Annotated in this window: 11 protein-coding genes; 1 reads left to right on the top strand and 10 read right to left on the bottom strand. The window is 69.5% G+C overall.

Annotated elements, in window-relative coordinates:
* Positions 1-36: 36 nt before the first annotated feature.
* The 7 genes from V9G19_RS11750 to V9G19_RS11780 all read right to left on the bottom strand — a co-directional run bounded on the left by V9G19_RS11750 (position 37) and on the right by V9G19_RS11780 (position 9,036).
* Complete coding sequence (locus tag V9G19_RS11750) at positions 37-1,539, bottom strand: flavin-containing monooxygenase (protein WP_462285607.1); 1,503 nt, start codon at positions 1,537-1,539, stop codon at positions 37-39.
* A 10-nt stretch (positions 1,540-1,549) separates the two neighbouring features.
* Positions 1,550-2,539 (bottom strand): PfkB family carbohydrate kinase, encoded by a 990-nt coding sequence (locus V9G19_RS11755; protein WP_462285608.1) that lies wholly within the window; start codon positions 2,537-2,539, stop codon positions 1,550-1,552.
* 29 nt (positions 2,540-2,568) lie between these two features.
* The gene (locus V9G19_RS11760) at positions 2,569-2,757 is read right to left on the bottom strand and encodes a DUF5302 domain-containing protein (protein ID WP_462285609.1); all 189 of its coding nucleotides are present in this window, start codon (positions 2,755-2,757) and stop codon (positions 2,569-2,571) included.
* Positions 2,758-2,956: 199 nt separating this feature from the next.
* On the bottom strand, positions 2,957-3,625 hold the full coding sequence (locus V9G19_RS11765; protein ID WP_462285610.1) for a response regulator: 669 nt from the start codon (positions 3,623-3,625) through the stop codon (positions 2,957-2,959).
* Positions 3,622-5,160: a sensor histidine kinase gene (locus V9G19_RS11770; RefSeq protein WP_462285611.1), complete on the bottom strand. Its 1,539-nt coding sequence runs from the start codon at positions 5,158-5,160 to the stop codon at positions 3,622-3,624. The genes V9G19_RS11765 and V9G19_RS11770 overlap by 4 nt, the downstream gene beginning before the upstream one ends.
* 44 nt (positions 5,161-5,204) lie before the next feature.
* Complete coding sequence (locus V9G19_RS11775) at positions 5,205-6,248, bottom strand: D-alanine--D-alanine ligase family protein (RefSeq protein ID WP_462285612.1); 1,044 nt, start codon at positions 6,246-6,248, stop codon at positions 5,205-5,207.
* Between the two features lie 211 nt (positions 6,249-6,459).
* Positions 6,460-9,036 carry a glycogen/starch/alpha-glucan phosphorylase gene (locus V9G19_RS11780; protein ID WP_462285613.1) on the bottom strand — a complete coding sequence of 859 codons (2,577 nt, stop codon included), beginning with the start codon at positions 9,034-9,036 and terminating at the stop codon, positions 6,460-6,462.
* 260 nt (positions 9,037-9,296) lie between these two features.
* Here V9G19_RS11780 and V9G19_RS11785 point away from each other — a divergent pair, with 260 nt between their 5' ends.
* A complete protein-coding gene (locus tag V9G19_RS11785; RefSeq protein WP_462285614.1) occupies positions 9,297-10,583 on the top strand; it encodes an aminotransferase class III-fold pyridoxal phosphate-dependent enzyme in 1,287 nt (428 codons plus the stop codon).
* 255 nt (positions 10,584-10,838) lie between these two features.
* On the opposite strand, the gene V9G19_RS11790 is transcribed toward V9G19_RS11785, so the two are convergent.
* From V9G19_RS11790 to V9G19_RS11800, 3 genes are all read right to left on the bottom strand, one after another.
* Complete coding sequence (locus tag V9G19_RS11790; RefSeq protein WP_462286230.1) at positions 10,839-11,366, bottom strand: helix-turn-helix domain-containing protein; 528 nt, start codon at positions 11,364-11,366, stop codon at positions 10,839-10,841.
* A 274-nt stretch (positions 11,367-11,640) separates the two neighbouring features.
* Positions 11,641-12,825 (bottom strand): ATP-binding protein, encoded by a 1,185-nt coding sequence (locus tag V9G19_RS11795; RefSeq protein ID WP_462285615.1) that lies wholly within the window; start codon positions 12,823-12,825, stop codon positions 11,641-11,643.
* 319 nt (positions 12,826-13,144) lie between these two features.
* A complete protein-coding gene (locus V9G19_RS11800) occupies positions 13,145-13,600 on the bottom strand; it encodes a transposase (RefSeq protein ID WP_462286231.1) in 456 nt (151 codons plus the stop codon).
* Between the last annotated feature and the right edge of the window lie 15 nt (positions 13,601-13,615).

Here is a 13,615-nt window from a genome sequence, read left to right on the forward strand (position 1 = left end):
CGAGTTTTCCCGGCGCTCGGCTTTCCGGGCCCGAGGCTACCCGGCCAGAGATCGCCGGACTGGCGCTGGCGTGCGGCGAAAAGTCATGCCCTCCTCGACCCGGGCATGCCGGCCCAGGCGCCGCCGCTCGGCGAGGTAGTTCTGCCGCACCTGCCACACGCCGCGCCCCGTCTGCCGCGGCAGCACGTCCGCTCCGCGCTGGATGTAGCCGGCGGCGAAGTCCATCAGCGGCCGGGTCGGCTCCCCCGGTGCCGGCGCATCCGGCCAGGCCGAGCCGAAGCCATGCCGGTCCAGGTAGCCGATCAGCCGGCATACATAACGACTGACGAGATCGACCCGCAACGTCCACGAGGCGTTGATATAGCCCACGGCGAGAGCAAAATTGGGCACTCCACAGAGCATGATCCCGCGGTAGGTGACGGTGCTGGCCAGGTCGACCGGCCGGCCGTCGACGACCAACTCGGCGCCGCCGCCAGGGCGCAGGCGTAGCCCGGTCGCGGTGACGACGATGTCGGCGTCGAGGTGCCGCCCGCTGCGCAGCGCGATCCCATGCTCGGTGAACGTTTCGATCGTGTCGGTGACGATCTCGGCGCTGCCGTCGCTCAGCGCGGCATACAGGTCCCCGTCGGGGACGAGGCACAGCCGCTGGTCCCACGGGTTGTAGCGCGGGTTGAAGTGTACATCGAGTGGATAGTCCGGCGGGAGGAGTTTGGCCGCGTCGCTGCGAATGAACCGGCGCACGAGGTCCGGCCGGCGACGGCTGACCTGATAGAGCCCCCACGCCTGAATGATGTGACTCCACCGGGTCAGTCCGTATGCCGCTCGCGCCGGCAGCGCTCGCTCGGCAACGTCGGCGATGGGGTCCTTCGAGGGCATATTGAGGACGTAGGTCGGGGAGCGTTGCAGCATCGTCACGTGCCCGGCGCCACCACGGGCCATCGCCGGGACGATCGTGACCGCGGTCGCGCCGGAACCGATGACGACCACCCGCTGGCCGGTGAAGTCGAGGTCGTCCGGCCAAAACTGCGGGTGGACGACCCGGCCGCCGAAGCTCCCCAGGCCGGGCAGGTCCGGGGCGTGCGGGTTCTCGTAGTCGTAGTAGCCCGAGCAGGCATACAGGAAGCGGGCGGTGACCGTGCGTTCGCTGGCGATGCCATCAGCGTCGGTGTGGGTCGCGGTGACCGTCCAACGGGCCTGCGAGCTCGACCACTCGGCGCGAATCACGTTGTGGCGGTAGCGGATGTGATCCTCGACGGCAAACTCGCGGGCGGTGTCCTGGATGTAGCTCCGGATATCGTCGCCGTCGGCGAGCGCGTGCGCGCCGCGCCAGGGGCGGAAGGCGTAGCCGAGGGTATACATGTCGGAGTCGGAGCGGACGCCCGGGTAGCGGAAGAGGTCCCACGTCCCGCCAATCGCCTCGCGGGCTTCGAGGATGAGGTAACTGGTGCCGGGCAGTTCGCGCTGCAGGTGGCAGGCGGCGCCGATGCCGGACAGGCCGGCCCCGATGATCAGGACGTCGACGTCGGTGGCGCTGGACACAGACTCTAAGTTATCGGTCAGTTCGCAGGGACGTGGGTGCGGGAGCGTGGGTGCCGGCTCTTGGGTCGTCACCAGGGGAGGGCCACGACGCGAGGAAGGCGTCGATCTCGGCAGCGGTGGGGGCGGTGTTGGGGCCCTTGCGGGTCACCTTGATCGCGCCGGCGGCGTTGGCTCGCCGGGCGGCCTCGACCCAGTCGGCGCCGGAGGCGCGCACGGCGACCAGGACGCCGGTATGGGTGTCGCCGGCGCCATTGGTGTCCACCGGGGTCTGCGGAAACCCGGGGACCGGTGTGTTTCCCCCGGCGACGCGCACGATGCATCCCCTGGGCCCGTCGCGGACCACGACGACGGCGTCGGAGCCAAGCCGGTCGGCGACCGCCATGCAGGACTTGGCGATCGGGGCCAGGCCGGTCAGGTCCTCGGCCTCATCGGCGTTGGACGTCCACACCGAGGTCCGGGCCAACATCCGCTCCTGCAGCGAGGGTTCGAGGGCGGCGAACTCGGCGCCCGGGTCGAGCACCACGACCACGCCCGGCGCGAGGGTTTCCAGCCAGCTCAGCAGCGGATCCCGGGTGCGCCCGAGCAGCGAGTAGCCGCTGACGCACACGAGATCGCCCGGTGCCGGCTGGCACGCGTGCAGCGACTCCGGGGTGATCTGCCGCTCGGCGCCCTGAGTGGTGACGAACGTGCGCTCGGCGGTCGGCTCGATCATCACGAAACAGATGCCGGTGTCGAGATCGGGGATCGGGGCAGCGCTCAGCGTGACGCCCTCGGCGGCCAGGGCCGCGCGGATCCGGTCGCCGTTCGGTCCGGTGCCGTGGGCGCCGGCATGCACGCACGTGGCCCCGGAGCGCGCGGCGGCGAGGAGGATGTTGACGGCGCCCGCGGCATACAGCTGGTGCATCTGCGCCATGACATTGCCGCCGCGGCGCGGCAAGGCCGGGATCTCGACGACCTCGTCGACCAGAGCCTGCGCGGTATGGATGACGCGTGCTGTCACGGGTGGCAATCCTGCCACCCGCGCGTGGGTTATCCGCCGGCCTTGCGGCGGAACATCTTCTGGTGCGCCTCGGGGCCGTGCGAGTGCTCCACCTTGCCGTGCTCGCCGGTGTCGGAGACGTCGACGCCGCCGCCCTTGGCCTTGCGCTCGAGCGCCTCGCGGAACTTCCGCTTGGTCTCCTCGTCCGGAACCGACCGCTTCGGGCTGCCCTTGCTCATGGCGTCATCCTCTCATCGGCCCGGATGCCGGGCGGAAGCCTTCACCGTCACGTTTCGCGGCGATCGGCTCGCGTTTACCTACGTGATGCGTGTCGCTACCAGCATGTCATCGCACCACGGGATAGAACCATGGAATAAGGACCCGGCCAAGTATGAGGTGGTCGGGTCCGTGGTTTGCGCCAGGGACCAACTCATCGACTCAGCTGGCGCCGGTCAGCCCGTGCTCGTGGGCGAAGACGACGATCTGGACCCGGTCGCGCAGGGCGAGCTTGCGCAGGATTGCCCCGACATGGGTCTTGACCGTCGATTCGCTGGCGAAGACGCTGGCCCCGATCTCGGCGTTGGAGTAGCCCTTGGCGATCAGTGCCAAGACCTCCCGCTCCTTCTCGGTCAGCATTCCGTAGGCCGCAGGCACCGCCGCCTTGGTCCGGAACTGGCCGTCGAGCAGCGTCGTCAGATCGCGAGGGGCGAGGACGGCGTTGCCGGCGTGCACGGTGAAGATCGCCTCTGCGAGCATTGTGGGGGTCGCGTCTTTGAGGAGGAAGCCGCTGGCGCCCAACCGGATCGCGGTTGCGGCGCGGTCGTCGAGGTTGAACGTGGTCAGCACGATCACCCGCACCGGCTTCTCCCGGGCGGCGATGCGGGCGGGAGCGAAGATCTGGCGGGTGGCCTCGACGCCGTCCATGATCGGCATCCGGATATCCATGAGCACGACATCGGGGGCGAGCGACTCGACGGCGGCGACCGCCTCCGCTCCATCGGCGGCCTCGCCGACCACCGTGATTCCGTCGTGGGCGTTGAGGATGCGCGCCACCCCGGCGCGGAAAAGCTCCTGGTCATCGACCAGGAGCACTCCGATATCGCTCATTCCTGCCCTTCCGCAGTCACCTCGGCCGAGCGCAGCGGGAGCCACGCGGTCGCGGTGAACACTCTGCCACCGGCGTCCGGCTCGACGTCGGTGACCAACTGGCCACCCACCGATTCGAGCCGATAGCGCATCGAATCGACCCCGAGACCGCCGCTGGCGTTCGGGCCCGCAGTGGGCAGGGGACGGGTCGACTCGGACTCCACAAGGTTGCGCACGCTGATCCGTAGCTGGGCGGCCCGCCAGTCGACCGGCCACTCCTGCTCCACCCAGACCGGGCCACTGCGGCGGCCGTGCTTGAGCGCGTTGGTCAGCATTTCCTGCAGCACCCGGTAGGCGACCTGTTCCAGATCGGGCGGCAGCGGCCGCGGGGTGCCGATCACATGCCGGCGCACGTCGTTGCCGGCGGTGGCCACCCCGTCGATGAGCGCGTCCAGCCCGGTCTGGGGCGCCTGCTCCCCGGTGGGCGAGGGCTGCAGCACGTGACGGACGTCCTGCAGCGACCGGCGCGCCGACGTGGCGACATTGCTCAGCGTCTCGCGCATCTTGTCCACCTCGTCATCGCCGAGGTATTGCGCAGATTGGGCCTGGGCGAGGATGACCGCCAGGGAGTGGCCGACGACATCGTGGACATCGCGGGCCAGCTGCGCCTGCCCGGCCTTGAGTTCGGCAACCTGCTGGGCGTAGCCGCGTTCGCGTTCGGCCAGTTCGCGCTGGGCCTGGGCCGACTCTTCCCGCTCCCGGGAAAGCTGGAGGGAACGTCCGAACCGTCCAACCGTCCACGGCAGCACGAGGAGGAGGGCCCAGGCCATGCCGGGAGCGGCCGCTTGGCTCGCTATCTGATCCCAGGGCAGGGCGAACGGAGCGCCCGCGTTCCACTGCCGGGAGAGGACATCGATGTGGGGCGCCGCCAACGCCACCAGGCCGGCGATGGGGGAGAGCAGGACGACCGTCCCGCTCAGCCACCGCAATCCGCGGCTGCCGAAGCGCGCGCAGCCGAACACGATGATCGACGCCGTTGCGATTTGGGCGAACAGGGCCGCCCCGGTCAGCAGGCCCACGCCGAAACTGACGATCAGCAGCAGCAGGCCGACTCCCGGCACACGCCGGAAGCTGCCGCCCGCCGCCACCGCCGACAGCAACATCAGCGCGGACACGCCGGGGGAGGGATAGTAGCCGCTGACGTCCATCGACCAATAGACGGCGACGACGATCAGGACAGCGAGAACCTCCGGCCACCACTCTCGAGCGAGGTCGACTGCGCCGGTGGGCAGTTGCAGCGGCGGCAGTTCCGGCCGCCCCGGCCGCCGCGGCTCGGGCAGGCCGGTCGCCCACGGCGCTCCTCCATCGGGTGGCCCCTGGTGCCAGTAGCTGGAACCAGAAGGCCCGGACCAGCCCGAGCCGGACCCGCTGTCGCCGCTCGCGCCGGAACCGCTTGCGCCCGTATGGGGGGCCGGGCCCGCCGCGGGCGCTGCCGCGCCCTCGCCGGCAGAGGTGTCCCCGGGTGCGCCAGTGGCGCTCGGGGGTTCAGGGGTCACTGGGTCAGTATGGCTAGCGGTTGTGACCGGTCCGGCGCTGGACATCAGCGGGCCGTCTCCACGAGGGCGTCGAGCAGCGCGGGATAGCTGGTCCCCGCGGCCGCAAACAGGCGAGGCACGGCATCCCGCCGGCCGAGCGCCGGCGCCAGGTCGACGTCATCGAGCACGGCGGCCCGCGCCCCGAGGGTGAACGTCACGGTCATCGCCCCGGTGGCTCCGAGCGCGGTGAGCAAGGTCAGCGCGTCGTGGTCGATCCGGCGCCGTTGGATCGGATCCAGTTGCGCCACGGTCACGGCGCTGCCCCGTCCGGTGCCGACCGGCATGCCAGAGCCGGGGCGACCCAGGTCGGGTCCCGGGCCGGTGTGCGGCGGGCGGGCCCCCGTCCGCCCGCCGCCGCCGAAGGGGCGCCCCGCCCCCACCGGGATCTCGCCGGTCCAGGAGGGCGTTGCCGCCCCCGCCGCCGGCCGTTCGAGGTAGGGCGGTGAGACCAGCGCCGCGCCGTCCGCGCGCCGCAAGACGGCCACGGTGACCCGCTCGCCGTCGAGGGCTTGCTCGACGACGGCGTGATCGGCATACGTGAAAGCGCGCTCCAAGGCGAGCGGGAACTCGGTGGCGCACGCGACGTGAGTGCGGCCGGGCACCGGCCCGCGGGTTGCCGGGCGCACCTCGACAGGGTCGAGGTAGTCGAGGCCGCGGGCCAGAGACCGGGAGACCCGGACGCCCGGGGCGACGTCGAGGCCGGCATCCTGCGCGGCCAGCCGGGTCGCCCACCAGTTGTGGCCGAGCATGATCGCGGCGGGCCGGCTCCCGGCGACGGGCACGCCGGCGAGCGCGCACAGCGCGGCCAGATTGGGGTCACCCGAAAGCGGCATGGCCAGGTCGGCGGTGGCCAGCACCGATACCGCCGCGGCCAGGCTAGCCGCGGGCGATTCGCCGAGAAGCTGGCTGCCGAGGTGCCACAGCCGCGAATGGACGCTCAGGCGCACCACCTCGTGGCGCTCGGCGAGGCCGGCGATCACCGAATCGGACCAGTGGGTGCGGTCCGCCTCGATGACCGCGACCCGGCGCATGGTGGGTTCCCCTCTCACCCCGTTAGCATCGTATGCCGCGCGGTGCCACCGCCTCCACCTGAGGTACCACGTCGGTGTCCGCAGGTGCCGACGACTTCGCGCACACAGGTCCCTGACGACTTAGCGCACCCTGGTCAACCTGCCGATAAGCAGCACCGTATTGCCCATCGAGGAACTTCTGCTAGCAGAGGTTCCTCGGCCCGCCCCGCAGCCCGCCCCGCAGCCCGCGCTACTTCAGCGGCTTGGTGTGCCAGATCCGGTCGATGTAGTCGCGCATCGAGCGGTCGGAGGAGAAGAAGCCGCTGCGCGCCACATTGAGGATCGCCTTGCGGGACCAGGCGTCCCGGTCGGCGTATGCGGCGTCCACCCGGGCCTGGGCGTCGATATAGGACTGGAAGTCGGCCAGGGTCAAGAAGCGGTCGTTGTAGAGCAGGTCGTCGAGCACGGGAGCGACCGACTCGCGGTTGCCTTCGGTGAAGTGACCGCTGGCGATCAGGTCGATCGCCGACTTCAGCAGCGGGTTCGATTCGTAGACCTGGCTGGGGACATAGCCGTGCGACTGCAACTCGACGACCTCGGGCTCGGTCATCCCGAAAAGGAAGAAGTTGTCGTCGCCGACCAGCTCGCGGATCTCGACATTGGCGCCGTCGTCGGTGCCGATCGTCAGCGCGCCATTGAGCGCGAACTTCATGTTGCCCGTTCCCGACGCCTCCTTGCCGGCCAGCGAGATCTGCTCGGACAAGTCGGCGGCCGGGATGAGCTTCTCGGCGAGGGTGACGTTGTAGTTGGGCGGGAAGGCGACATACAGCCGGCCCTGCGTGCGCGGGTCGGTGTTGATCGTGGCACCGACCGCGTTGATCAGGTGGATGATCTCCTTGGCCATCCGATAGCCGGGTGCGGCCTTGGCGCCGAAAATGAACGTCCGGGGCGTCACGTGCGCCGGGTCGACCGCGCCCGAGAGGATCTGCTCGTAGGTGGAGACGATATGCAGCAGCTTCAGCGACTGCCGCTTGTATTCGTGCAGCCGCTTGACCATGGCGTCGAGCAGGTGGTCGGCCGGCAGGTCGATGCCGTCGCGGGCGAGTAGGAGCTGACGCAGCCGCTCCTTGTTGGCCGACTTCACCGCGCGGAAGCGGGCCCGGAAGTCGGCCTCCTCGGCATACGGCTCGAGCTCGGCGAGCCGGTCGAGGTCGGTCACCCAGCCGACCCCGATCGTCTCGTTGATTAGCTGGGAGAAGTTCCAGTTCGCCAGCCGGATGAACCGGCGCGGGGTGACGCCATTGGTGACATTGGTGAACTTCTCGGGCCAATAGTCGGAGAAGTCCGGCAGCACCTTGTCGCGCAGCAGCTGGGAGTGCAGCTCCGCGACCCCGTTGACCTTCGAGCCGGCGACGGTCGCGAGGTAGGCCATCCGCACCGCGCGCTCGGGATAGTCGGCGACGATCGACATCCGCCGCACTCGCATCTCGTCACCCGGGTAGGCCGCGCGCACGTCCGCGAGGAAGTCGTCGTTGATCCGGCAGATGATCTCCAGGTGACGTGGGAGCAAGCGCCCGAGCAACTCGGTCGGCCAGACCTCCAGGGCCTCGGGGAGCAGGGTGTGGCAGGTGTAGGCGAAGCATTGCTGGGTGACCTGCCACGCCTCCGCCCACGGCATATCGCGCTCGTCGACGAGGATGCGCATCAACTCGGGGACGGCGATGACCGGGTGGGTGTCGTTGAGCTGGAAGATGATCCGCTCGGGCAGATGGTGCAGGTCGAAGTCTTGCGGAAGCTCGCGATCGATGAAGTCACGCAGCGAGCAGGCAACGAAGAAGTACTGCTGTTGCAGGCGCAGCTCGCGGCCTTGCGGGGTCGAGTCCTCCGGATAGAGGACCTTGGAGATGTTCTCGGCGAAGGTCTGGGCGCGCACCGCCTCGGCGTAGTCGCCCGAGTTGAAGATGTCGAGGTCGAAGGCCTTGGTCGCCTGCGCCGACCACAGCCGCAAGGTGTTGACCCGGCCGTTGTGATATCCGGGGACCATGTAGTTGTAGGGGATGCCGAGGACATTCCACGACGGCACCCACCGGGTGCGCGTCTCCCCGTCCTCGTCGGTGTAGGTCTCGGTGTGCCCACCGAAGTCGACCCGCACCGAGTTTTCCGGGTGTGGATACTCCCACGGTGAGCCGAGCGCGAGCCATGCGTCGGGCTGCTCGACCTGCCGGCCGTCAACGAAGGTCTGCCGGAAGATGCCGTACTCGTAGCGGATGCCGTAGCCGATGCACGGGATGTTCAGCGTGGCTAGCGAATCAATGAAGCAGGCCGCCAGCCGCCCGAGGCCGCCATTACCGAGGCCCGGCTCGACCTCCTGGGCCCGCAACGTCGCCAGACTGATCCCGCAGGCCGCCAGGCCGTCCTCGACGATGTCGCGCAGATCGGTCGCGAGCAGGGCGTTGCCCAGCTGGCGGCCGAGGAGGTATTCGGCGGACAGATAGCCGACGGTCTTGGCCTTGGTCTCGCGCTGCACCCGGCTGGTCTCCAGCCAACGCGCGGCAAGGTAGTGGGCGACGGTCCGCGCCAACGCGAGGTATTGGTCGTTGACCGTTGCCCGGGCGAGCGCGACGCCTTGGCCGTAGTTGAGTTCGCGGAGGAACTCCCGCACGAACCCCTCGACCGAGTGCGGGGGGGTGACGATGGGACCGGTCGCCAACGGGTGGGTGGCGGTGGACTCCGGGCCGTAGCGATGCTCGTCGGTGCTCGGCCGCTCGTCGGCAGGGACGGCGTCCAGGGTCGTCCGGAAGGGTTCGGCAGGCACAGCGATGGTCACAGGATGTCCTTCGTTGCGGATGGGGACAGCGCCCTCCCGGGCAACGCTGCCGGGGGCGGCGCCGTGGTAGCGCTTTCATGGGGTTCTTAGACACCTAGGATACCCGGGCGTCGGCCCTGCCCAATCGCCGACAGATCGGCTGACCCGATCGGCCCCGGGGCCGTGCGCGCTAGTGTCGGACGCGGACACCGGACCGACCGCGGCGTTCGCGCCATCCCGAGAACGCGGCATACCAGAAAATGAGGCGAAGGAGCCCGGCCATGACCGACTCAGCGATGCACGATCCCGAACTCGTCTTCCACTCCTGGTCGGCGCAGGCGGCGCTCAATCCGCTGGAACTGGTCGGCGGATCGGGTGCCGTGATCCGCGATGCCGCGGGAACGGAATACCTCGACTTCTCGTGCATGCTCGTCAACGTCAACATCGGTCACCAGCACCCGGCGGTGGTGGCGGCGATTCAGGAGCAGGCGGCGACCTTGGCGACGGTCGGCCCGGCGTTCGGCTCCCGGGTGCGGGGCGAGGCGGCCCGGCTGATCCTCGACCGCGCGCCGGGCGGGTTCACGAAGGTGTTCTTCACCAACGGCGGCGCCGACGCCAACGAAAACGCCATCCGGCTGGCGCGCCTGACCACCGGCCGGACCAAGGTGCTCTCGACCTACCGGAGTTACCACGGCAATACCGGCGCGGCGATCGTCGCCACCGGTGACTGGCGCCGGATGCCCAATGAGTATGCCGTGGGGCACGTCCACTTTTTTGGCCCCTACCTGTATCGCTCGGAGTTCTGGGCGAGCACGCCGCAGGAGGAGAGCGAGCGCGCGCTGCACCACCTGCGCCGGGTGATCGAGGCCGAGGGACCGCAGACGATCGCGGCCATCCTGCTGGAGACCGTTCCCGGCACGGCCGGGATCATGGTTCCGCCGCCGGGATACCTCCAGGGTGTCCGCGAGCTGGCCCACCAGCACGGGATCGTCCTCATCCTCGATGAGGTCATGGCGGGGTTCGGCCGGACCGGGGCGTGGCTGGCGCTCGACAACTACGGGGTGGTGCCGGACCTGATCACCTTCGCCAAGGGCGTCAACTCCGGCTATGTCCCGGTCGGTGGCGTGATGATCAGCGAGCCGATCGCCAAGCAATTCGACGAGCGGGTCTTCCCCGGCGGGCTGACCTATTCGGGGCATCCGCTGGCGATGGCCTCGATTGTCGGCGCGCTGACCGCGATGGAGTCCGAGGGGATCGTCGAGAACGCCGCCCGCATCGGCGAGCAGGTCCTCGCCCCGGGGCTGCAGGCGCTGGCGCAGGAGATCGAGATCATCGGTGAGGTCCGTGGCCTGGGCGTCTTCTGGGCGATCGAACTCGTCGAGGACCGGGCGAGCCGGGCACCGCTGTCCGCCGCCCGGATGGGCGCGATCAAAGCGGGCTTGCTCAACGCGGGCATGCTGCCGTTCGTCCAGGACAACCGGATCCACGTCGTCCCGCCGTGCTCGATCACCGACGAGCAGGCCCAGCGCGGGCTGGAGATCTACCGCGAGGTGCTCGCCAGCGCCTGACCCCGGGCCGACGCGCCCGTGCGAGCATGGATTTATGCCGGACATCCGGGTCGCAGCTGCCGCCGCGCTGATGCTGACGCTGTGCGCCCGTTCGGGGGACCTGGGTCGGGACATACCACGAGGAGATGCCCGGTGGCGATGGTCTCCACACCTGCTCCGGGGTTTCGGGGACGGTGACGGACAGGTCGATGATCCGCCCGTGGTGTCCGGCAAGGCTGTTCGCTTGCGCTTCGGTCGTGGCGTGCTTCTCGGTGGTCATCGCTGCTCCTGCTCTTCGTGGGTGATCGCTTCGGGTGGGATCGGATGCGCGGCGACAACCAGCCGGTGCCGGCGGACATCGGGAGCGGTCTCGTCGTGGTATTTCGCTGTCAGGGCGATAACCGCATCCCGCAGGTCGGCGGTGAAGGCCGCCCGGTCCGTCGCGCTCGCGAACCGGATCTCGGTGTCGATCGCCAAGCTGGCCAACGGTTTTCCTGCAGCCTCGGCCAGACCGGCGAGCAGGGAGACCTCACGGATCACGCGGGCCGGGAGCGCAAGGAGATAACGCGTCGAGAGCCGGTCGGTCCGCTCGGGGGCCGGCGCCAATGGCCCGAGGGCGTCCGGAGCGACGAGGTACGCCGTCGCGCTCGCCTGCACAAGGCGCTCCTGCAAGCCGCGGCGCTGGCGCACCCCCACCTGGACGACCAAGCCGTGATCCTCCAGCGCCCGCAGGTGATAGTTCACCCGCTGCCGGGGTATGCCGAGCGCCGCACCGACGCTGCTGGCCGACCCCGCCTCGACCAGCGCGGCGAGGACTTACACCCGGGTCGGCTCGAGCGCCGCCGCAGCGACCACCGGCTCGGCGATCACCTGGAGATCCTGCATACAAGTTTGGCGCCTGCGACTCGCGGGAGGGCCTGGTCCATGTTTGCGCCTCGACGGTCAGCGGCTGCTCGCGGACGGGTTTGTCCTCGACGGCAACGCCCGCCGCGAGCCAGCGCCGAAGCCGAGCTGGCCAAAGTGGAGACTCCCAACGCCCGTTGGCGTGTCGAACCGGTTACACCGTTTTCGTGGCCGCCTAGCCGGGTGCGGTGTGGCGGCGAATGTAGTCGGCGAAGCCGGGGAGGGTGAAGCGCAGGTAGCCACGCTGGGTGTCATCGATGATGGCCTTATCGATCAGCCGGGCTCGGTAGGTGCTGATATCGGTGGCGACGGCTTGCTCGATGTCGCGGCGGGCGATGTCCCCGCTGGGGGTGGGGGCTGCGGTCGCCATGGCGGCCAGGACGGTGCGTTCGACCTCGGAGACGGAGGCCCAGCGCGCGTCGTAGAGGGCGGTGATTTCTGCCGTGCCGGCAGCCGCGCCGGCGTCTGCGACGCCGCTTGTGATGATGGCGCCGGCGTTGGGGCGGGCAGTGCGCCAAGTGGCTGAGCCGATGATTTGGACGAAGTGGGGGTAGTGCTGGGCGGCCGTGACGGCGATGTCGAGAGCGTCCGGTTCCCAGGTGACGTCGAGGTCGCGGGCCGGGGCTTGGAGGGCGTCAGACAGTTCCGTGTCCGTTAGCTCGGGCAGGGTCAGCCAGCGGCTGCGTTCCCCGAATGTGGCGGCGGCGGTCAGGACACCTCCGACGGAGGGGATGCCGGCCCCCATCAGCGCGAAGGGGTTGTGGTGTCGGTCGTGGCTGAGGTTTTGCAGGGCGTTAAGCAGGATCGCGAGTTCGCCGGGTGCGCCGGCGTGCAGTTCGTCGATGACGATCAGCAGTCCGACGCCTTGCCGTCCGCCGCTGCCGCTGGCGGCGCGGGCGGCAAGGTGGAGGGCGTCCTCGACGGCGGAGATGGCGCCAGCGGGTGGGTGGGGGTGTTCTTGGCGGGAACGGGAGAGGCTCAGGCCGAGGTTCGCCACGGCGGGGACGGCGAACTCGACGCCGATCCGGTCAACGGCGTTGCTCCAGCGATTGGGGGCCGGGAGAGCGTCTGCTGCGCGGAGGGCGCGATCGATGGTGTAGGTCAGATCTCCGAGGAACGGCTGGCCGCGCTGACAAGACGTCCAGGCGGTGATGAACCCGTCCTGGTGGGCTTGATCGCGAATGGAGTCAAGGAGGGAGGTTTTGCCGATTCCACGGGGCCCGGTGATGACCATGGGTGGTCCGGCCATGTCTCCATAGGCGATGACCGGGGCCAGGTAGTCGCGGATCGCCTCCTGTTCAGCCTTGCGGCCGGCCAGGTGGCGAGGCACCTGGCCGGGGGTGTAGGGGTTGGGCAGCACCGGGCCTCCATGATGTATGGATCTTTATATTCCTGCACTTTCATAAAAAAGCATACGCCGCACGACGTCCGGGTCGAGCACGACCCCGGACGCCACCCCGATCCACCGCGTCGATGAAAGCGGCGATGTCCACGACGAGAGACCCTCAGGGGTGAAAGGAACGCTCGCACCAGAGCTGAGCGATCCCTTCGCAACGGCGTGCGCCGCGCGCCGGAATCCCCGCGCGGCTGATCGATCGGTATGCCTGCCGGGTGCTCCTCGCCGCGGAGCGCGACCCTGCCCTCGGGGCGGCCTTTTGGCGGCTGACGCAGCTCCAGACCTAACCGGAGTCCCTGCTCGCACCCCCGATCCTGTGGCGTCCCCTCACGTCTCGGCCAGCCCAGACGATACTGCCGGCCGTCCAGGTAGCACCGCTCTGGGCGTGAAAAGGACGGGCCACGCTAAGGTGCTTCTGTAGGTGGGTGTTGCCGTGTCGGGAACGTCCGGAGCGGGACTTGCCGGCGCACTCGTGCTGACCGGGGCACATCCCGGCCCTGGACGCCAGGCGCGCGGATGTGCCGAATACGGTTATGTTGAGGCCGATCTCGCGATGATGGCCTCGGCGATGCGACTGGTCCACTCCGGGGATCGTGGTCAGTAGGTCACCCTCGGTGGCGAACGGGCCGATCAGAGCATCGACCGCGCCCGAGACCCGTTCGATCGATCGAGCACGCGAAGATCCACTGCCGGCACCGCCACTGGTTCCTCCTTCCGGTGGCCTCGCTTGTCGGGCCAGCCCCCGGTCTACCTG

The organism is Nostocoides sp. (assembly GCF_037045025.1).
In the GTDB taxonomy this organism is placed as follows: Bacteria; Actinomycetota; Actinomycetes; order Actinomycetales; family Dermatophilaceae; genus Nostocoides_A.